Genomic DNA, 20,357 nt, shown 5'->3' with positions numbered 1-20,357 from the left:
TAATAAATGTTGGAGCAATTTTTAGAAAAAATATGGGTATTTATCAGGAAATATTTTAATTATTTACACTGTAGAAAGGAATATATATGCAGAAAGAAATTAAAAAAGGTGTTTATCTTCTCAAAATATATTTATCTCAAAATAAGATCATCAAAATTGGAGCCTTAGGAGAATGTGAATTTCCACAAGGATATTATTTTTATGCTGGATCAGCACAGAGAAACTTACCGGCTAGAGTTAGAAGACATTATTCTGAGGAGAAGAAATATCACTGGCATATTGATTATCTGCTGGGAGAAGCAGAACTGATAGATGATTTTGCTTTTGAGCTGCCTAAAAAGGGGGAGTGTTTTTTAACTGATTTAATGATTAATAATAATGGCAGAATAGTTGTGCCCACATTTGGTGCAGGAGACTGCAGCTGCAGGAGTCATCTTGTTTTTTTTCAAAAAAACTTTGCGAAAGTGTTTGTCAATGAGTTATTATATAATATAGATGTTAATTCAGAATTTAAGGAGTGGTTATATGGAAGATAATGATATACTTGCTGGTTTAAATAAAGAACAAAAAAGAGCAGTTAAATATAAAGATGGTCCTCTACTTATTCTTGCAGGTGCAGGTAGTGGAAAAACACGAGTTCTGACACATAGAATTGCCTATTTGATTGATAAATACAGGGTACCTGCAGAAAATATTCTTGCAGTAACTTTTACAAATAAAGCTGCAGATGAGATGAAAGAAAGAGTTAAAAAAATTGTGGGTCAGAAAAATAAAAGACTTCTTGTCAGTACATTTCATTCCTTTTGTGTGCAAATACTGCGCAGAGAAGCGGAAAAACTGGGTTATAAAAACAACTTTGTTATTTTTGATACACTTGATCAAAAAAAGCTTTTAAAAGAGATAATAAAAGATAAAAATTTAGATACAAAGAAGACAAAACCAGCAGCGGTTTTAAATAATATAAGCGGTTCCAAAAATGAATTAAAAAGTCCGGAAAAAGCACTTTTAACTGCTGATAGTTTTTTTGCTAAACTTTCAGCAGATATTTATAAAGAATATCAAAAAAGATTAAAAAATAATAATGCAGTAGACTTTGATGATTTAATTATGCTTACAGTAAAATTATTCGAAAATTATCCGGCAGTTCTGGAATATTATCAGCAGAGGTTTAAATATATTCTTGTTGATGAGTATCAAGATGTTAATACAGCTCAATATGAACTGGTAAAACTCCTATCAGATAAATATAAAAATATATGTGTTGTTGGAGATCCGGATCAGGGTATTTATGGTTTTAGAGGTGCAGATATAAGAAATATTTTAAATTTTGAAGTTGATTATCCTGAGGCAGAGGTAATAAAATTAGAGCAAAATTACCGCTCCAAAGAAAACATATTAAAGGCCGCTCAATCTGTAATAAAAAACAATCTTTCTCGAAAAGAGAAAAATCTGTGGACAGACAGAGGTGAGGGGTCAAAACTGGAACTTTATGAAGCAGAAAACGAAAAAGATGAAGCAGATTTTATCTGCAAAAAGGTAGAAGAATTAAAAAAAGAAGGCAGTTATAATTACAATGATATAGCAGTGCTTTACAGGACAAATTCTCAGTCCAGACCATTTGAAGATATGCTTATGAAATATGGAATTCCCTATCAGATAGTTGGAGGAGTTCGCTTTTATGAAAGAATGGAAATAAAAGATTTAATGGCTTATTTGAGAGTTATATATAATCCTTCTGATAATATTAATCTGCTCAGGATTATCAACAGGCCCAGAAGGGGAATTGGTGAAGGAACAGTTTCTAAGCTGCGTGATTATGCAGAAAAAGAAAATATTAGCCTTTACGAAGCAGGACTACAGGCAGATAATATAACAGCACTTACAGGAGTGTACTTAAAAAGGATAAAAACTTTTTTTGAATTAATGGAAGAACTCCGTAAAAAACAGGATAAGATGGCACTTTCAATGCTGGTGGATAAAGTGCTTGATAGAAGTGGATACAGAAAAAATTTGCAGGAAGAAAATACTGCAGATGCAGAATCGCGTCTGGAAAATATAGAAGAACTATTTTCAGTAATTGATGAATACATGAAGCAGAGTTCTGATAATAATCTGGGTGGTTTTCTGGAAGAAGTGACACTTATGTCAGATGTGGATTCTATGGAAGATGAGAAAAGTACATTAACATTGATGACCATACATTCTGCTAAAGGTCTGGAATTTCCTGTTGTCTTTTTAGTTGGTATGGAAGATGGTATTTTCCCTCATTCCAATTCACTTTATGAACGTGATGGTCTGGAAGAAGAACGGAGATTATGTTATGTTGGTATGACAAGAGCTGAAGACAAACTTTATCTGAGCAGAGCAAAATTGCGGCTTCGCTTTGGAGAAAGAGAAATGAATCCACCATCTCAATTCCTTGCAGAAATACCTTCTGAACTATTAAAAACAGGAGAAGATCAAAAAACAGATATAGAAGATAAAAAAGAAAACTATACCGCTAAAAATCCTCCTGCAGAATATGTAATAGGCCAGAAAATTGTACATCCACGCTGGGGAATTGGTATTGTCATTTCTATCAAAGAGAATAAAGGGACAGAATTAAAAATAAGTTTTCATAATGGTGGAATAAGGACTCTTCTCGCAGAATATGCTCCAATTCAGAAAGTATAGGTAGGTGATTATATGCAGGAATTAAGCAGAGAAGAAGCTGAAAAAAAAATAAATGCTTTAAGAGAGAAAATAAGAGATCATGAGTATAGATATTATGTTCTGGATGATCCGTCAATTTCTGATGCTGAGTTTGATCAGCTTATGAGTGACCTTATTAAATTGGAGGAAAAATTTCCTGAACTTATTACTGAAGATTCTCCCACACAGAGAGTGGGTGGAGAGCCGGTAGGTGAATTTAAAAAAGTTGAACATTCAAGACAGATGCTGAGCCTTGCTAATACGTTTAATGAGGGAGAACTGCGTGATTTTGATTCTCGTGTAAGAAAGACAATTAAAGATAATTTTTCATATGTTGTTGAACACAAAATTGATGGTTTATCGGCAATATTAACCTATGAAGACGGCAGTTTTGTTCTTGGAGCAACAAGAGGTAATGGAGTTGTTGGTGAAGATGTAACAGAAAATTTCCGTACAATTAGGTCTCTGCCATTAAAAATAAACGATAGGGCCCATATTGAAATTAGAGGAGAAGTATTTTTAAGCAAAACAGAATTTGAGAAGATCAATGAAAAAAGGCTAAAAAATGGCGAACCTCTTTTTGCCAATCCCCGCAATGCAGCAGCTGGAAGTATAAGACAGCTGGATCCACGAATTGCAGCAGAAAGAAATTTATCTATTTTAATATATGACTTAATTGATCATTCCGAAAAAGAATTTAAAACACATACTGAAAGTCTGGAATATCTAAAAAAAATTGGGTTTAGAGTAAACTGGTATCAGAAAGCAGAAAATATTGATAAAGTAATTGCTATATGTAAAAAGTGGGAGGATAAAAGAGAAGAGCTTGATTTTGAGATAGATGGACTTGTAGTCAAAATAAATAATTTATCTCAGAGGGAAAAACTTGGCTCAACAGCTAAAAGTCCACGCTGGGCAGCAGCATATAAGTTTCCAGCTCAGCAAAAGACCACAGTTATTAAAGATATAGAAATTTCAGTTGGAAGAACAGGAGCACTTACACCTACAGCTGTTCTGGAACCGGTACAGCTGGCAGGTTCCACTGTCAGCAGGGCTACACTTCATAATGAAGATGAAATCAAAAGAAAAAATATAAAAATTGGAGATCATGTTTTAGTGCATAAAGCTGGTGATATTATACCGGAAGTGGTAAAAGTTATTGAAGAAAAAAGAGACGGCAGTGAAAAAGAATTTAAAATGCCTGATTCATGTCCTGTTTGTGGCAGTAAGGTTATCCGAGAAGAAGGTGAAGCAGTTACAAGATGTACTAATATTACCTGTCCGGCCCAGAGAAAAGAAAGTATACTTCATTTTGTTTCCAGAGATGCTATGGATATTGAAGGAATCGGGCCAGTACTGGTTGACCAGCTGTTGGAAAATAATCTTATTGAAGATTATGCTGATTTATATTTTCTCAAAAAAGAACACCTTATTCCACTGGAGAGGATGGGCGAGAAATCAGCGCAAAATGTGATAGATTCAATAGAAAAAAGCCGGGAACGAGAATTTTTTAGGGTGCTTTTTGCACTGGGAATAAGACACGTAGGTCTTGGTGCAGCTCGTGTGCTGGATAAAAATTATGATTCAATTGACCAGCTGGCAGATGCTGGAGAGGAAGAACTTGTCAGGATTGATGAGATTGGTCCTGTTATTGCCAAGAGTATAGTTTCATTTTTTTCGGAAAGACATAATAAAGATCTGATAACAAGACTTAAACAGGCAGGAGTAAGGTTAAAAAAAGAAAATAATAATAATAAGGATTCTTATCTGGAAGGTTTAAAATTTGTTTTTACAGGTACACTGGACGCTTTTACTCGCTCAGAAGTAGAAGATATAGTAGAAAAAGCTGGAGGTAGAGCTTCTTCTTCAGTCAGCAGTAAAACTGATTATCTTGTTGCTGGCAAAAATCCAGGTTCTAAGTATGATAAAGCAAAAGAACTTGGAGTTAAAGTATTAGATGAAGATGAATTTAAAAATATGATTGAAGAAATGTCCGATTAAAAACACTAAGATAGGATAAGAAACTGATATTTTATACTAAAAATTAAATGAATTATATATGTGAGGAGGAAATTTAATGATTAAAAGAAAAGATGTGGAACACGCAGCTGCTTTAGCAAAGCTTAAACTTAATAAAGAAGAAAAAGAAAAATACACAGAACAGATTGGTGAAATATTAAATTATGTAGATAAGCTGAATGAACTGAATACAGATGGTGTTGTGCCGACAGCTTATACAGTACCAATGAAAAATGTTCTGCGTGAGGATAAGGTGGAAAAATCACTTCCACGAGAAAGATCACTTGCAAATGCACCTGATCAAAAAGATGGTCAGTTTAGAGCACCCAAAATAATGTCAGACTAAATATAGGCAGAAAGAGAGGTAATTAATAAAATGAACATTTATGATCTAACGATCCATGAATTAAAGGATAAACTTTCTGATGGAGAATTGACTGCAGCAGAGATAAAAAATGCTTTTTTAGATAGAATTAATGACGTTGAAGATAAAGTCAAATCATATATTACTGTTATTGATAAGCTGGTTAATCGTCAGCTAAATAACTATGAAGAAAATAAGGATGGCCTGCTGGCTGGAATTCCAATAGCAGTAAAAGATAATATGTCAACTGATGGAATAAAAACCAGCTGTGCATCCAAAATACTGGAAAATTATAAACCACCTTATAATGCTGCAGTAGTTGAAAATCTAAATGATGCTGGAGCATTAATTTTAGGTAAAACCAATATGGATGAATTTGCCATGGGTTCAACCACAGAAAATTCAGCTTTTTTTAATACCCACAATCCCTGGAATTTAAATCGTGCACCAGGAGGATCTAGTGGTGGTTCAGCAGCAGCTGTGGCAGCCGGAGAATGTGCAGCTGCTCTTGGTTCTGATACAGGTGGGTCAATTAGACAGCCGGCTTCATACTGTGGTGTGGTTGGACTAAAACCTACCTATGGACTGGTATCCCGCTATGGTCTGGTTGCTTTTGCATCTTCTTTAGATCAGATAGGCCCTCTTACCAAAGATGTGGAAGATAGTGCCGTTATGATGAATGTAATTGCAGGTCATGATCCAAAAGATACCACTTCAGTTGAGAGAAAAAAAGAAGATTATACAGAATACTTAAAAGAAGATGTCAGCGGCATGAAAATAGGTATTCCCGAAGAATATTTTAACTTAGATTTTGATCAGGAAGTTAAAAACAGTGTAATGTCAGCAGTAGAAAAGCTAAAAAAAGCAGGTGCAGAAGTAGAAACAGTACATATGACAGATGCATCCTATGCTCTTGCAGCTTATTATGTAATTGCTCCAGCTGAGGCAAGTTCCAATCTGGCCCGGTATGATGGAGTGCGTTATGGTCTGCGCAGTGAGCATGCTTCAGATGTGGAAGAAATGTTTACAAACACCAGATATGAAGGTTTTGGTGATGAAGTTAAAAGAAGAATTGTGATTGGAACTTATGTATTAAGTTCAGGATATTATGATGCTTATTACCTTAAGGCACAGAAGGTTAGAACTCTAATCAAGGATGATTTTGACCGAATCTTTAATGATTTTGACCTAATCATAACTCCAACTGCGCCTTCAACAGCTATTGAACTGGACTCAAAAAGTGATCCTTTAACAATGTATCATTCAGATATTTTTACAGTACCAGTAAATATAGCCGGTGTCCCTGCAATGTCTGTTCCCTGTGGTTTTGACTCCAGTAATATGCCAATTGGACTGCAGTTGATTGGACCACATTTTGGTGAAGGTAAAATTATACAGGCAGCATATACCCTAGAAAAACTGCTGAATATTAAAGATAGAAGAGCAGAATTATAAATCATTGAGAGAGGTGAAAAAATGGCTACTAAATATGAAACAGTAATTGGACTTGAAGTCCATGTACAGCTGGCTACAGAATCTAAAATTTTCTGCGGCTGCAGTACAGAATTTGGAAAAGAACCAAACGAAAATACTTGTCCTGTCTGCTTGGGTCTACCAGGAACACTGCCGGTTTTAAATAAAAAAGCAGTGGATTATGCAATTATGGCAGGACTTGCCTTAAACTGCAGAATTGCAGAGTATTCTAAATTTGACAGAAAAAATTATTTTTATCCTGATCTGCCGAAAGCCTATCAGATTTCACAGTTTGATCTTCCAATTGCAGAACATGGAAATATTGAAGTTGAGACAGATAAAGGAGTTTTTAACATAGGTGTTACCAGAGTTCATTTAGAAGAAGATGCCGGAAAATTAATTCACGAAGGTAGTATTGATAAATCTGAAGGAAGTCTAATAGATTATAATAGAACCGGAGTTCCGCTGATAGAAATAGTTAGTGAGCCGGATATAAGAACTCCAGCTCAGGCTAAAGCTTATCTAACACAGCTGAAACTTATTATGGAATATCTTGATATATCAGATTGTAATATGGAAGAAGGTTCTCTGCGCTGTGATGCCAATATTTCTCTGCGCCCTGCAGGACAAAAAGAATTTGGTACAAAAGCTGAACTTAAAAACATGAACTCTTTTAGTGCAGTAGAAAAAGGATTGGAATATGAAATAAAAAGACAGCAGCAGATACTGGAAGAGGGAGGAGAGATTATTCAGGAAACAAGAACTTGGGATGAATCTTTAAATAAAACAATATCTATGCGCGGTAAAGAAGAAGCTCATGATTACAGATATTTTCCTGAACCGGATTTGGTACCTCTAGAAATAGATGAGGGCTGGAAAAAAGAAATGAGCAAAAAAATACCGGAACTCCCGCGTGAAAAATACAAAAGATTTGTTTCTGAATTAGGACTGCCGGAATATGATGCAGGTGTATTAATAGGAGATAGAGCAATGGCTGAACTTTTCGAAGAAACTTTAAAATCTTACTCTGATGCTAAAACAATCAGCAACTGGATGATGGGTGAGTTTCTCCGCCTGCTTAATGAAAATAATGACTGTGTAGATGAGACTGGGATTTCGGCTAAAAACTTTGCTGAAATGCTTGGACTAATTGATGAAGGAGTAATAAGTGGGAAAATAGCTAAAAAAGTATTTGAAAAGATGTACAGCAGTGGAGAAAGTGCTGAAAAAATTGTTGAAGAAGAAGGACTGAAGCAGATAAGTGATGAGGATGAACTAGAAAAAATCGTTGATAAAATAATAGCAGATAATCCATCAGCAGTGGAAGATATAAAGAACGGAAAAGATAGGGCTATTGGATTTCTGGTTGGTCAGGTAATGAAAGAGACAAAAGGAAAAGCCAATCCTGGACTGGTAAATCAGATGTTGAGGAAAAAAGTTGCTGAATAAAATAAGTACCAATTGAACCCGCCGCAGAAAAGGCGGGTTCAAAATAAGGATGAGGTGAAATGAAAATTGATAAAATAAAAAATAAAATAAAAAACAGAATTCCAGGACCGATGAGGATAGAAAGATATTATTCTGTATTAATACCAGTGATTGAGATAAATAATAAAACTTATATTCTGTATGAGGTGAGAGCAGATCATCTTTCCACACAGCCGGGAGAAATATCTTTTCCTGGCGGACGTGTGGAAAGAGGAGAAACATTCTGTCAGGGTGCTGTAAGAGAGTGTTCAGAAGAATTAAACATTGCTGAAGAAAAAATAGATGTTCTGGGAGAAATAGATTATTTAATTACCCCATTTAATTTTATAATATATGCGTTTGTTGCTCAAATTGATATTGATAATTTATATGGGATTGAAGTTAACAAAAATGAAGTAAAAGAAATATTTAAAGTTCCTGTTGATTATCTTATGATCCATAAGCCAGAAGAATACAGAGCAGAGCTGAAAAGTGAAATGGATAATAATTTCCCCTATCATTTAATTCCAGGGGGAGAGGAGTACAACCACCGCAGAAGCAGCTATACAGTTTATTTTTACAGGTATGAAGATAGAATAATATGGGGAATAACAGCAGAAATAAGTAAAAACTTTATTGATATCTTAAAAAACAGAGTATAAAGCTTGACATTCTATTCTATATATCGTATTATTTGAATACAATAATATTAAAGGCTGGGAGGAAATAAAATGCCCTTTTTTACAGATTCAGAAACGGGAAATTTATTGGAAGATAATTTTTCTAATTTTGAGTCAGAAGCTGAAATTTTAAAGGCGCTTGCACATCCGGTGAGGCTCTGTATTGTAAGAGGGCTGCTGGATGTTGAAGGATGTAATGTTTCGAAGATGCAGCAGTGTCTGGATATACCTCAGTCAACTCTGTCACAGCATCTAGCAAAATTAAGAGATGCAGGTATACTTTCGAGCAAAAGAAATGGTTTGGAAAGAAATTATTATGTTATCAGTGATAAAGCTAAGAAAATCGTAATGTCCTTAGATGATTGAAGATAATATTAAAGGCAGTCTGATTGAAAATATCAACTGCCTTTATTTTTCATCTGGAAAAATATTTTATTAAGTTTAAATTTTAACCAGAGTGCTGCCGGTATACCACTTATAACTTCTGAAATAGGAAAGGCAAACCAAAGATATTCCAGACCAACAGTCCTTCCTAAAATATACATTAAAGGAAGCAGAACTATTATTTGTCTCAAGAAAGAAAAGAATAAACTTGGTAATCCGTTTCCCAGTGCCTGAAAAGTAGTTGAGACAATTATTGCCGGACCTATAATTGGAAAAGCTGTGCTTATTTTTTTGAGTGCATTTGTTCCAATATCTATGAGTTCTGGATCACTGTTAAACAATTTAATCAAAAATTCTGGAACAGTCTGGAAGATGATAAATCCTATAAAAGTAAAGGTAAAAGCAATCATTAATGCTGATTTAAATACTTTTTTCATTCTTGCTGGATTATTATGCCCATAGTTATATCCCATAATAGGCATATATCCCTGATTGAGTCCAAAAACAGGCATAAAGACAAATGACTGAAGTCTAAAATAAATACCTGCGGCAGCAATAGCTGTACTGCCAAAACCAGCCAGGATTTTATTCATACCACCCAGCATAAAACTGGCCAAAAACTGCATTACCATTGCCGGGAAACCTACCTTGTAAATTTCTTTTATTATCTGAAATCTGAAAGAAAAATCTCTAAGCTTTATTTGAAGTTCATTGCGCTCATCGAAAAAAATAAAGAAAAGGAATATTCCACTTACTGCTCTGGAAAAAACAGTAGCAGCTGCGGCACCGGTAACTTCCAAACGAGGGAAGATCCACCATCCATAAATCAAAAAAGGATCCAGGATAATATTTATTACAGATCCGATAAGCATTGCAATCATTGGTGTAAATGTATTACCTTCACCGCGGAGAATATTGTTTGTGATTATGGGGAAAAACATGGCGATTGATCCCATTAAAATTATGCTGATATATTCACCTCCCATTTGGATGAGAAGCTTATCATTTGTAAAGAGACGCAGGATTTTATCAGCATAAAAAAATCCAATTACAGCTACTGTTATTCCATATACTAGGGTAATCATGATGCTGTGTTCTGCCGCATTTGCAGCCGCTTTTTTGTTATTTTCCCCAAGTCTTCTTGAAATAAGAGAACTTGCACCTACACCTGTTCCAACTCCAATACCTATTAAGATAATTTGAATTGGGAAAGCAAGTGACAATGCCGAAAGAGCTTCAGTACTGAGTCTGCCAACATAAATGCTGTCAACTACATTGTAGAGGGCCTGAATGGCCATAGCAATTATTGATGGTACAGACAACCTCAATAAAAGCGGTATTATTTTTTCAGTTCCCAGTTTTTCTGAACCTTTCTGCTGCATTTTCTGTAGACCTCCTCTGTCTTATAGATTATATGCTGTTAAAATTAATTAAATGATAAAATAAGATATTACAGGTATTGTTAATGCTGAAAAAAGTGTAGAAACAAATAAACTTTTTGCTGCATAGGTGTAGTCGCCATTATATATTTCCGCAAATATAACTCCATAGGATGCGGCCGGCATACCCATCTGTAAGGTTAAAATAGTTCTAACTTGATTGTCTACTTCAAAATAAAAAAGCACCAAAAAAGCTGCTGCCGGAATTATCAGTAATTTAATGATAGAAAATACTATTAAATTAATATCAGTAAAAATTCCCCTCAACTGTATTTTTTCCAGACTGCTGCCAATAACAAGCATAGAAAGTGGGAAAGTAGCATTTCCCAGCATATCAACTGCAGACTCTAGAGGAAGGGGAAGTTTAAGGCCAGTAATCATTAAAAATAGTCCTATAAATATTGCTATTAATCCATTGTTAAACATGCTTTTAAAATTAAAATCCAGCTCATCACTGTCATTTATAAAAAGTCTGATCCCATAAGTCCATACAATTATATTAAATGGAATTAGACCAAGGGCAGCATATGCCAGGCCATTTTCGGGAAGCAGTGCATCTGCTACCGGTATCCCCATATAACCTATATTACCAAAAATTAGTAAAAATTTTACTATTATTTTTTTACTTTTAGGTAGTGAGAAAAGTTTGGTGATTAAATTTGCTGTAATAATAAGAAAAATATAGAAAATAAACCAGTATATTAAAATAGTTTTCATATTAGATATCAAGTTTTTATTCAATTCCATCTGCAGTGATGATATAATCATTGCCGGTAAAATAAGATTCATCAGCAGCTTAGAAATTGCTGCCATATTATTTTCATTAAGATAATTGATTTTTCTCAAATAATAACCGATAAAAATAAGAATAAACAGTGAGACTATCTGTCCAATAATCAGTTGAAAATCCAAGATTTTAGCCTCCATTTAAAATTATACTGGCAAAATATTAATAAATACTGTCAAGTAATTCTACCACAGAAGATGTGGGCTGTCAAAAACAGTAAATAACAGGAGTTTCCCCAAAATTTATTTTCAAGCTGCAAAAAGGGGGCTTTAGTCATCAACGAAATTTTTAGATTTATCTAAAACTCAATTCGGGTGTGAAATAGGGCACACTAATCAATGAGTCCTCCTGACTCATGATTAGCTCACTCCATCCTGCAGTTCAACCCTATTTCTTCCTTCATTTCGTTAAGATTCATTGACTAAAAATTTCAATATTCCTGCATCTCCCCTTTTTGCAGCAGTATATAAAAAAATGGGGAAAGTCTTTTAGTAAATATATTTGCATTTTAAGTTTTAATTGATAAAATTGTCTTATAAGATTTACAGGGGGCTGCTAAAATGGTTAAAAAAAATGATATATATAGAGTAAAAATTGAAGATCTTGCCAATGGTGGAGATGGTGTAGGAAGAATAGAGGATAATCTGGTAGTTTTTGTACCCCTAACTCTTCCTGGTGATTATGTAAAAATTAAAATAACATACAAAAAAAAGAATTTTGCACAGGGTGAATTAATAGAGCTAATTGAATCTTCTCCAGATAGAATAGAACCTCCGTGTCCGGTTTTTGATATATGTGGGGGCTGTCAGATTCAGCATATAAATTATAAAAAACAGCTGGAATTCAAGAAAAATATGATTTATGATTTAATGGCAAGAATCGGAGAACTTGATAATATTCCTTTAAAAGAAATAATTCCCTATCAGCCTCCATTTCGCTACAGAAATAAAGCTCAATTTCCACTCACAGAAGTTGGTGAGGAAATAGTGGCTGGATTTTATCAGAGAGCATCTCATTCTATAGTTCCATATAATAACTGTTTGATCCAGCACCCACTTATAAATAGAATTCTGCGAGAAACCCTTGAAGTGCTGAACAAGGAAGAACTATCAGTTTATGACGAGAAGAAAGGTGTTGGTTTGCTGAGGCATTTAATAATTAGAGCTGGAGTATGTACAAACCAAGCTCTGCTTACTTTTGTAACATCAGAACTTGAATTTCCAAATTCTAAAAATATAGCCAAAAGAATTTTTGACAGAATTCCAGAACTAAAAGGCGTAACTCAGAATATAAATATAGAAAATACAAATAGAATTATGGGCAGCAGAAATATAAATCTATTTGGAGAAAATAAGATAAAAGAATATATTGGGAAAGCAGAGTTTGTTATTTCTCCATCATCTTTTTTCCAGGTTAATACACTTCAGGCAGAAAAATTATATAAGCAGATTTTTTCAATGGCTGAATTTAATGGAGGCGAAAAAATAGTAGATGCCTTTTCTGGCACAGGAAGTATTGCTGTTTACCTGGATCAGAAAATGAAAAAAGAAAAAAATAATATAGAAAAAATATATTGTATAGAAAATTCTGCATCTGCAGTTAAAGATGGGAAAGTAAATATACATTTGAATTCTCTGGATAATATTGAATTTATTGAAGGTGAAGTAGAAAAAGAACTGGGAAAATTATTAAAGGATAATAAGATAGATCTGCTGGTTTTTGATCCCCCCAGAAAAGGTCTGGAAGATAGAACAGTTGAAATGGTAAAAGAAAGTGGTATAGAGAAGGTTATATATGTTTCCTGTAATCCAGCCACACAGGCAAGGGATTTAAAAAACTTAAAAAGTGATTATAAGGTTGAAGTTATACAGCCAGTTGATATGTTTCCACAGACATATCACGTTGAGTCTGTTGCATTATTAAAAAAATTTACATAAGAAAACTGCCTCTTATAAAATATTAAGTTTTATGCTTAAATATGAAAAACTTCTTTAAATTGTTTCCTTGCTCATTAAGGGTGATTTGTGATATATTATAGTATAGTTAAAAAATGCTCCACAAAATAGGAGGAGTAAATATGAATATCTTTTTTCTGATTCTTTTTGTATTAGTTGGGGCTGCAGGCCTTTTTTATCAGGTTGATTCAGGTATATTTATAGGGTTTGGATTAATACCATGGCAGCTTTTGAAAATTAAATTGAACAAAAAATTTGTTTTGATATCAATATTAATTTCGACAGTAATAGGTGGTGGCTATTTTATTTATACAAAAAAATGGCTGATAACAGCCCTGTTCATTTTTATTCAGCTTTATAATTACTGGGGATTATTAAATGCTGAACATGAATAATATTTCCCATTATAATAAGACAGGTAAAAAATTCTGCTGAACAGGGTCTAAAAAATAAATAAGTAAATATAAATAACACAATAGGGAGGAATAAAAATGCCGACATATTTATATGAATGTAAAAGCTGTGGAAGGTTTGAAAAATTTCAAAATATTAAGGATGAGCCTCTGGAAGAATGTCCGGAGTGTGGAGGTAAAGTAAAACGCATTATAGGTGCTCCCGGCATTATTTTTAAAGGTTCTAATTTTTATGTAAATCAGGAAAATAAAAAATCTGAAAAAAAAGAAAAGAAAAATAAGGAAAATACTGATAAAGCATCTTAAAAACAATAAAAGTCGGCACTAGTAGTGCCGGCTTTTTTTGAAATGTTCTCCTGTGTGAGCTGTATAATAGTTGATGAAGTGTATAAAATTATAATTAATTTTAGGTAAAATAAAGGCAGGTAAAATAAAATGATAAAAGTGTCTTTAAAAAAATGTGATTCATATAATAGAGAAAAAATAAAAAATTCACTGGATATTCTAATCGATAATCTTGGTGGATGGGAGCAATATATTAAAAAAGGTAAAAGGGTTTTGTTAAAAACAAATCTTTTAATGGGAAAAGATCCTGATCAGGCTGTAACTACACATCCGGAGATTCTGCGAGCTGTAGGAATAAAAGTAAAATCTCTGGGAGCAGAGGTAGTTATTGGTGATAGTCCTGGAGGACCTTTTAATGAAAATTTACTAAAAAGAGCCTATAAAAAAAGCGGTATTTATGAAATGGCAGCTGAGGAAGGTTTTGAACTCAATTATAATACGGAAGAAAAAACAGTGGAATTTAAAGATGGGAAAATAATCAAGTCTTTTGTTCTTGGAGAATATGTTTTAAATGCAGATTTTATTATAAATCTACCTAAATTAAAAACACATGGATTAACTATGTATACAGGAGCTGTAAAAAATTTATTTGGATGTATACCGGGTGTTTTAAAAGCAGAATATCATCTTAAAATGCCAAATGTGGATGATTTTTCGCGTATGTTAAATGATCTTGCCTTACTTGTTAAACCAGGATTAACAATTATGGATGGAATAATAGGAATGGAAGGAGATGGACCTTCTTCTGGAGAACCAAGAAATTTTAAATATCTGCTTGCTTCAGAATCCCCTTTTTATCTGGATAGGGTGGCAGTAGAAATTTTAGGCATTAATCCACTAGAGGAAGTTCCACTTATTAAAATCTCTCGTGAAGATGGTTTAATTGCTGAAGATAATTATCAAATAGTGGGTGATCAGCTTGACAGCTATAAAGATGCAAAAATTCCTTCTATAGAAGGGAATTCAAATCTTCTAAAGGATAAAATGCCTAATTTTTTAGCAGAACTTCTGGAAAAATTTCTGCGGCCCAAACCGGTTTTTGATAAAAATAAATGTGTAAGCTGCAGAACCTGTGCGGAAAACTGTCCTCCTGAAGCAATAGAGATGGTTGACAGCTTTCCAAAAGTTGATTTAGATCTATGTATTCGCTGCTTTTGCTGTCAGGAATTATGCCCTTATGATGCAGTGAATATTAAACATCCCTGGCTGGGCAAACTTTTTTTTAGCAGATAGAGGAGGAATATTTATTAATGAAACTGGGTGTAATTTCAGATACACATATATCTATGGGGGGGCAAAAACTCCCTCCAAAACTGCTGGAAGAATTAAAAAACGTAGATTTAATAATACATGCTGGTGATCATGTGTCAGAAAAAGTATTGGATGAACTAAAAAATATTAAACCTGTTCGCGCTGTTTATGGCAATATGGATAATTATTTAATAAAAAATAAGCTTTCTAAAAAAATAACATTTGAAATAAATGATAGGAAAATTGGGCTGACTCACGGCCATCAATTCAGGGCTGGAGATTTAATTAATTCTCTGGATTACAGTTTTCCGGACTGTGATATTATAATTTTTGGCCACACACACAGACCGTTAAATCAATATATTAACAAAAAATTATTTTTTAATCCAGGTTCTCCAACAGATAAAAGATTTGAGAAAAACTATACCTTTGGTATAATAGATATTAATAAAGATATAAATTCTGAAATAAAAATTCTAAAGGAGGGATCTTAATGTCTGTGTATGATATTGCAAGAAGGCTGGAAAGAAAAATAAAAGATTCTGATGAATATCAGGAATACACTGAATTAAGAAAAAAAGTTATGGGAAAAAAAGGCTCAAGAGAAATGCTTTTAGACTATCAGAATTTAATGATGGAGCTGCAGACAAAACAGCTTTCCGGGCAGGAAATAAGTGAAGAAGAAAAAGAAAAGCTCAATAATCTTAATAATTTTATTGAAATTAATAACAATGTTAAAAAATATCTGGAGGCAGAATATAAATTAAGTGTTATGTTAAATGATCTTCAGAAAATTATATTTTCAGATATAGAAATTGGTATACCGCAGAATAATGAAGCCGAGGATAGTTCAGAAAAAGAAGGTAGTTCAGAAAAAGAGGATTAAAAGTCAGGCAGAAAAAAAGCACCCAGTGTCTGGGTGCTTTTAATAAGATACATTTTATACAGGTTATACAGGACGTACTTCTTTTACACCGTCAATGTTATTTTTCAGTGTACGTTCAATACCATTTTTTATGGTCAGTGTTGACATTGGACAACCACTGCAGGCTCCAAGTAATTTAACTTTTACAATTCCGTCTTCAGTGACTTCTACCAGCTCAACATCACCACCATCAGCCTGAAGGCTGGGTCTGATTTTATCGATATATTTTTCAACTTCTTTTTTCAATGTTGCACCTCCTAATTTACATTTGATTATATTATACTAAAAAACTCAACTTTTTACAACACCTAAATTATCTGGATTTTCCCCATTTTTTATATACTGCTGCAAAAAAGGGAGATGCAGGAATATTGAAATTTTTAGTCAATGAATCTTAACGAAATTAAGGAAGAAATAGGGTTGAACTACAGGATGGAGTGAGCTAATCATGAGTCAGGAGGACTCATTGATTAGTGTGCCCTATTTCACACCCGAATTGTGTTTTAGATAAATCTAAAAATTTCGTTGATGACTAAAGCCCCTTTTTGCAGCTTGAAAATAAATTTTGGAGAAACTCCTACTAAATTATATAAAGACTTTTCCCATTTTGCAACTCTAAAAATAATTTTGGGGAAACTCTATCTAAATTATATTTTCGATTTTGTTAATAGGAGAATGATAAAATGTCTAAATTTGTACACCTTCATAACCATACCGCTTACAGCCTGCTGGATGGTGCTCTTAGGATTGAAGATATGGTTAAAAAGGCAAAAGAAAATAATATGCCTGCAGTTGCTATGACAGACCATGGAGTTCTTTATGGTATGATAGAATTTTATAGACATGCAAAAAGTGAGAATATTAAGCCAATTCTAGGGTGTGAGCTTTATCTGACCACAGGTTCCAGATTTGAAAAATCTAGAGAACGGTATCACCTGATTGTACTGACTGAAAATAACATAGGATACCATAATCTTATTCAGCTGGTTTCCAAAGCATGGCTGGAAGGTTTTTATTATAAGCCGCGGGTGGACAAAGAACTGCTGGCAGAATATAGTGATGGTCTCATATGTCTATCTGCGTGTATTCAAGGAGAGATTTCTCAGCTTATTTTAAAAGGTCGATATAAAGCAGCTAAAAATGCTGCAGCAGAATACAGACAGATTTTTGGCAGGGATAATTTTTTTCTTGAACTTCAGGATCACAATCTTCAGTCTGAAAAAGAAGCTGCTTCAGGAATTATAAAGATTTCTCAGGAGCTTGATCTTCCTCTTGTAATTACCAATGATGCACATTATTTAAATAAATCAGATGCAGATCTTCAGGATGTTCTGCTGGCACTGCAGACAGGAACAACAATAGATGATAAAAATAGAATGACCTTTGAAGGAAAGGAATTTTATTTTAAAACACCTGAAGAAATGGAAGCATTATTTCCTGATATTAAAACTGCTTATGAGAATACAGTAAAAATTGCTGAAAGATGTAATGTTGAACTCGATTTTGATAAGTTTTATCTTCCTGATTATCCTGATATAGAAAATGGAGAAAATCCTGAAAGTTTTCTCAAAAAATTGTGCTGTCAAGGATTAAAAAATAAAGTATTTCAGGATATTAAAAAAGCAGAAAAAAGGTTGGAATATGAGCTTAGTATTATTTATAAAATGGGTTATGCTTCTTATTTTTTGATTGTATATGATTTTGTTAAATATGCGGAAGAAAACGGTATTAGAGTTGGCCCTGGTAGAGGTTCTGCAGCTGGAAGTCTTGTTGCTTATTTATTAAATATTACAAAGGTCAATCCTTTAAAATACGGGCTTTTATTCGAACGATTTTTAAATCCAGAAAGAGCTACAATGCCTGATATAGATATAGATTTTGATGAACAGAGAGATGAAATTATTGAATATGTAAAAAAGAGGTATGGAGAACAGAGAGTGGCACAAATTGGTACTTTTGGAACAATGGCAGCTCGTGCAGCTGTTAGAGATGTAGGTAGAGCGCTTGGGATATCCTACGGAAGGGTTGATAAAATTGCAAAGCTTATTCCAACTCAGCCTGGTACAACGATTAAAGAAGCTTTAAGTTCTGTTAAAGAACTGCAGGATTATTATAAAAACGATCCGGAAATTAAAAAATTAATAGATTATGCCAGAGGGGTGGAGGGTATGCCCAGACATATCTCCACACATGCTGCCGGCATAATAATTGGTGCCCAGCCTCTGACTGAAATTATTCCTCTGCAGAAACAGGATGACAGCATAATTACTCAGCTGCCTATGGGTGATCTGGAGGCACTGGGCCTTCTGAAAATGGATTTTTTAGGTCTGCGCAATCTAACAGTTATAGAAAATACATTAAATTTGATTAAGCAGAGGCACGGGAAAGAAATAGATATTGACAGTATTCCACTTGATGATAAAAAAGTATATCGTCTTCTTCAGTCAGGAAATACTGCTGGAGTTTTTCAGATGGAATCATATTTATTTCAATCTTTAAATAGAAGATTAAAACCTGACCGCTTTAGTGATCTTATAGCTCTGCTGGCTCTGGGAAGGCCCGGACCACTTGGTAGTGATATGGTTGATGATTATATAAAGAGTAGACATGGTGAAAAAGAGCCGGAATATCTGCACCCAAAACTTAAGCCAATTCTAGAAGAAACTTTTGGTATGATTCTTTATCAGGAGCAGGTTATGGAGATTGCCAGTACGCTCGGTGGATATACTATGGGAGAAGCTGACCTTTTGCGAAGAGGCATGGGCAAGAAAAAATTAGAATTAATTGCGGGCGAAAGAAAGCGTTTTATAAATGGTGCTGTAGAAAATGGTATAGATAAAAAAACAGCCAATAAAATTTTTGATCAGATGGAATATTTTGCTGGATATGGATTTAATAAATCCCATAGTACTGCTTATGCATTTCTCGCCTATCAGACAGCTTACTTAAAAGTACACTATCCAGCTGATTTTATGTCTGCTCTCCTGTCATCTGTTATGGGTAATCAGGATAAAATTTCGGATTATATTAAAGCATGCCGGGAAATAAATATAGAAGTACTGCCGCCAGATATAAATATCAGCGGATTTTATTTTACACCTGAGGCGGAAGATAAAATAAGATTTGGTTTAAAAGCAGTTAAAAATGTAGGCAGCGGTTCCATAGAAGCTGTTATAGAGGCACGTAAAGAAAAAAAATTTGAAAGTTTTACGGATTTTCTGCAGAGAATAGATATGAGCAGAATAAATATTCAGGTTTTAGAGGCTTTTATAAAAAGCGGAGTATTTTCTCAGTTTTCTGCTAAAAGGTCTCAGCTTTTATTAAACTATAAAGATTTGTATAAAAAATATAATATGCTGTATAAGGAAAGAGCTCAGGGCCAGATATCATTTTTTGATATGTTTTCTAAAAGTAATGACTTTATGGAAGAAGATCTTGCTTATCAGGATATACAGGAACTGAGAAAAGACGTTCTGTTAGAACAGGAAAAAGAGTTTTTGGGAATTTATGTTTCCGGTCATCCTCTGGATAAATACAAAAATAAAATAAACGAAATAGTTGATCTTTCAATAAGTCAAATTGAAAATATTAAAGAAAATCGGGAGATTTTTTTTGCAGGTCAAATAATAAATAATCGTTCACATATAACAAAAAGAGGCAACAAAATGGCCTTCTTGACATTGGAAGATTGGTCAGGTAAGATAGATGTAATTGTATTTCCAGATCTGCTGTCTGAACTGGATTTTGATATGGAGAAATCTGGGCAGATTTTTGTTGTTGGAAGAAGAGATGACAAAAAAGTAATAGCTTCAAAAATTATCCCGATGGAAAGAAAAATATTAATTATAGATTTGAATAATATTGAACGAAAAAAAATTTTTACTTTAAAAAAATTTCTCTTCAAAAAAGAAGGAAATATACCAGTTATACTGAAAGTTCTTGATAATAAATTGATTTTATCAAATTCTAAATTCTGGTTTAATGATGATCAAACAAGTCAAAAAAATCTCAGTAAAATTATAGATGTTTCAAAATATAAATATATATAAACATAATGGAGGGTTTATCCAATGCTAATGAGAGAAGAACAAGATTCAATAGGCAGTAAAAAAGTGCCGAAAGATGCCTATTATGGAATACAGTCAGCAAGAGCGGCAGAAAATT

Annotated in this window: 18 protein-coding genes and 1 pseudogene; 16 read left to right on the top strand and 3 right to left on the bottom strand. The window is 33.6% G+C overall.

Annotation, left to right across the window (positions count from 1 at the left end; genetic code table 11):
• Window positions 1–86 precede the first annotated feature (86 nt).
• The 8 genes from DFR78_RS04250 to DFR78_RS04215 all read left to right on the top strand — a co-directional run bounded on the left by DFR78_RS04250 (window position 87) and on the right by DFR78_RS04215 (window position 9,060).
• Window positions 87–536 carry a DUF123 domain-containing protein gene (locus tag DFR78_RS04250; RefSeq protein WP_114457602.1) on the top strand — a complete coding sequence of 150 codons (450 nt, stop codon included), beginning with the start codon at window positions 87–89 and terminating at the stop codon, window positions 534–536.
• On the top strand, window positions 526–2,673 hold the full coding sequence (gene pcrA / locus DFR78_RS04245; RefSeq protein WP_114457601.1) for a DNA helicase PcrA: 2,148 nt from the start codon (window positions 526–528) through the stop codon (window positions 2,671–2,673). The genes DFR78_RS04250 and pcrA overlap by 11 nt, the downstream gene beginning before the upstream one ends.
• 12 nt (window positions 2,674–2,685) lie before the next feature.
• The gene (gene ligA / locus DFR78_RS04240; RefSeq protein ID WP_114457600.1) at window positions 2,686–4,692 is read left to right on the top strand and encodes an NAD-dependent DNA ligase LigA; all 2,007 of its coding nucleotides are present in this window, start codon (window positions 2,686–2,688) and stop codon (window positions 4,690–4,692) included.
• A 76-nt stretch (window positions 4,693–4,768) separates the two neighbouring features.
• Window positions 4,769–5,056, top strand: coding sequence for an Asp-tRNA(Asn)/Glu-tRNA(Gln) amidotransferase subunit GatC (gene gatC, locus DFR78_RS04235; RefSeq protein ID WP_114457599.1), 288 nt, complete (start codon window positions 4,769–4,771; stop codon window positions 5,054–5,056).
• Window positions 5,057–5,086: 30 nt separating this feature from the next.
• Window positions 5,087–6,529, top strand: coding sequence for an Asp-tRNA(Asn)/Glu-tRNA(Gln) amidotransferase subunit GatA (gatA, locus tag DFR78_RS04230; RefSeq protein ID WP_114457598.1), 1,443 nt, complete (start codon window positions 5,087–5,089; stop codon window positions 6,527–6,529).
• A gap of 21 nt (window positions 6,530–6,550) precedes the next feature.
• A complete protein-coding gene (gatB, locus tag DFR78_RS04225; protein WP_114457597.1) occupies window positions 6,551–7,996 on the top strand; it encodes an Asp-tRNA(Asn)/Glu-tRNA(Gln) amidotransferase subunit GatB in 1,446 nt (481 codons plus the stop codon).
• Between the two features lie 59 nt (window positions 7,997–8,055).
• Complete coding sequence (locus DFR78_RS04220; RefSeq protein ID WP_114457596.1) at window positions 8,056–8,676, top strand: CoA pyrophosphatase; 621 nt, start codon at window positions 8,056–8,058, stop codon at window positions 8,674–8,676.
• A 69-nt stretch (window positions 8,677–8,745) separates the two neighbouring features.
• The gene (locus tag DFR78_RS04215; RefSeq protein ID WP_114457595.1) at window positions 8,746–9,060 is read left to right on the top strand and encodes a helix-turn-helix transcriptional regulator; all 315 of its coding nucleotides are present in this window, start codon (window positions 8,746–8,748) and stop codon (window positions 9,058–9,060) included.
• A 32-nt stretch (window positions 9,061–9,092) separates the two neighbouring features.
• Here the strand turns inward: DFR78_RS04215 and DFR78_RS04210 are convergent, their stop codons facing one another.
• Together DFR78_RS04210 and DFR78_RS04205 are read right to left on the bottom strand one after the other, a co-directional pair.
• On the bottom strand, window positions 9,093–10,460 hold the full coding sequence (locus DFR78_RS04210) for an MATE family efflux transporter (RefSeq protein WP_114457594.1): 1,368 nt from the start codon (window positions 10,458–10,460) through the stop codon (window positions 9,093–9,095).
• A gap of 48 nt (window positions 10,461–10,508) precedes the next feature.
• Window positions 10,509–11,429 carry an AEC family transporter gene (locus tag DFR78_RS04205; protein ID WP_158531709.1) on the bottom strand — a complete coding sequence of 307 codons (921 nt, stop codon included), beginning with the start codon at window positions 11,427–11,429 and terminating at the stop codon, window positions 10,509–10,511.
• A 435-nt stretch (window positions 11,430–11,864) separates the two neighbouring features.
• Here DFR78_RS04205 and rlmD point away from each other — a divergent pair, with 435 nt between their 5' ends.
• The 6 genes from rlmD to DFR78_RS04175 all read left to right on the top strand — a co-directional run bounded on the left by rlmD (window position 11,865) and on the right by DFR78_RS04175 (window position 16,154).
• Complete coding sequence (rlmD, locus tag DFR78_RS04200; RefSeq protein ID WP_114457592.1) at window positions 11,865–13,241, top strand: 23S rRNA (uracil(1939)-C(5))-methyltransferase RlmD; 1,377 nt, start codon at window positions 11,865–11,867, stop codon at window positions 13,239–13,241.
• A 140-nt stretch (window positions 13,242–13,381) separates the two neighbouring features.
• A complete protein-coding gene (locus tag DFR78_RS04195; protein WP_114457591.1) occupies window positions 13,382–13,654 on the top strand; it encodes a hypothetical protein in 273 nt (90 codons plus the stop codon).
• A 96-nt stretch (window positions 13,655–13,750) separates the two neighbouring features.
• Window positions 13,751–13,978, top strand: a complete 228-nt coding sequence (locus tag DFR78_RS04190) for an FmdB family zinc ribbon protein (RefSeq protein WP_114457590.1) — start codon at window positions 13,751–13,753, stop codon at window positions 13,976–13,978.
• A gap of 129 nt (window positions 13,979–14,107) precedes the next feature.
• Window positions 14,108–15,250: a DUF362 domain-containing protein gene (locus DFR78_RS04185; RefSeq protein ID WP_114457589.1), complete on the top strand. Its 1,143-nt coding sequence runs from the start codon at window positions 14,108–14,110 to the stop codon at window positions 15,248–15,250.
• Window positions 15,251–15,267: 17 nt separating this feature from the next.
• Entirely contained in the window at window positions 15,268–15,762 is a 495-nt protein-coding gene (locus DFR78_RS04180; RefSeq protein WP_114457588.1) for a metallophosphoesterase family protein, read from the top strand.
• Window positions 15,762–16,154 carry a YlbF family regulator gene (locus DFR78_RS04175; RefSeq protein ID WP_114457587.1) on the top strand — a complete coding sequence of 131 codons (393 nt, stop codon included), beginning with the start codon at window positions 15,762–15,764 and terminating at the stop codon, window positions 16,152–16,154. The genes DFR78_RS04180 and DFR78_RS04175 overlap by 1 nt, the downstream gene beginning before the upstream one ends.
• Window positions 16,155–16,217: 63 nt before the next feature.
• Here DFR78_RS04175 and DFR78_RS04170 read toward each other — a convergent pair whose 3' ends face one another.
• The gene (locus DFR78_RS04170; protein WP_114457586.1) at window positions 16,218–16,439 is read right to left on the bottom strand and encodes a NifU family protein; all 222 of its coding nucleotides are present in this window, start codon (window positions 16,437–16,439) and stop codon (window positions 16,218–16,220) included.
• Between the two features lie 437 nt (window positions 16,440–16,876).
• Between DFR78_RS04170 and DFR78_RS04165 the strand changes: the two genes are divergently transcribed.
• Together DFR78_RS04165 and DFR78_RS12380 are read left to right on the top strand one after the other, a co-directional pair.
• A complete protein-coding gene (locus tag DFR78_RS04165; protein WP_114457585.1) occupies window positions 16,877–20,242 on the top strand; it encodes a DNA polymerase III subunit alpha in 3,366 nt (1,121 codons plus the stop codon).
• A gap of 21 nt (window positions 20,243–20,263) precedes the next feature.
• Window positions 20,264–20,357, top strand: a pseudogene (locus DFR78_RS12380) (aspartate ammonia-lyase); the annotation flags it as partial.

Source organism: Halanaerobium sp. MA284_MarDTE_T2 (assembly GCF_003337245.1).
In the GTDB taxonomy this organism is placed as follows: Bacteria; Bacillota; Halanaerobiia; order Halanaerobiales; family Halanaerobiaceae; genus QPJE01.
Note: the sequence above shows the minus strand (reverse complement) of the source record. Positions and strands in the feature narration are given on the sequence as shown.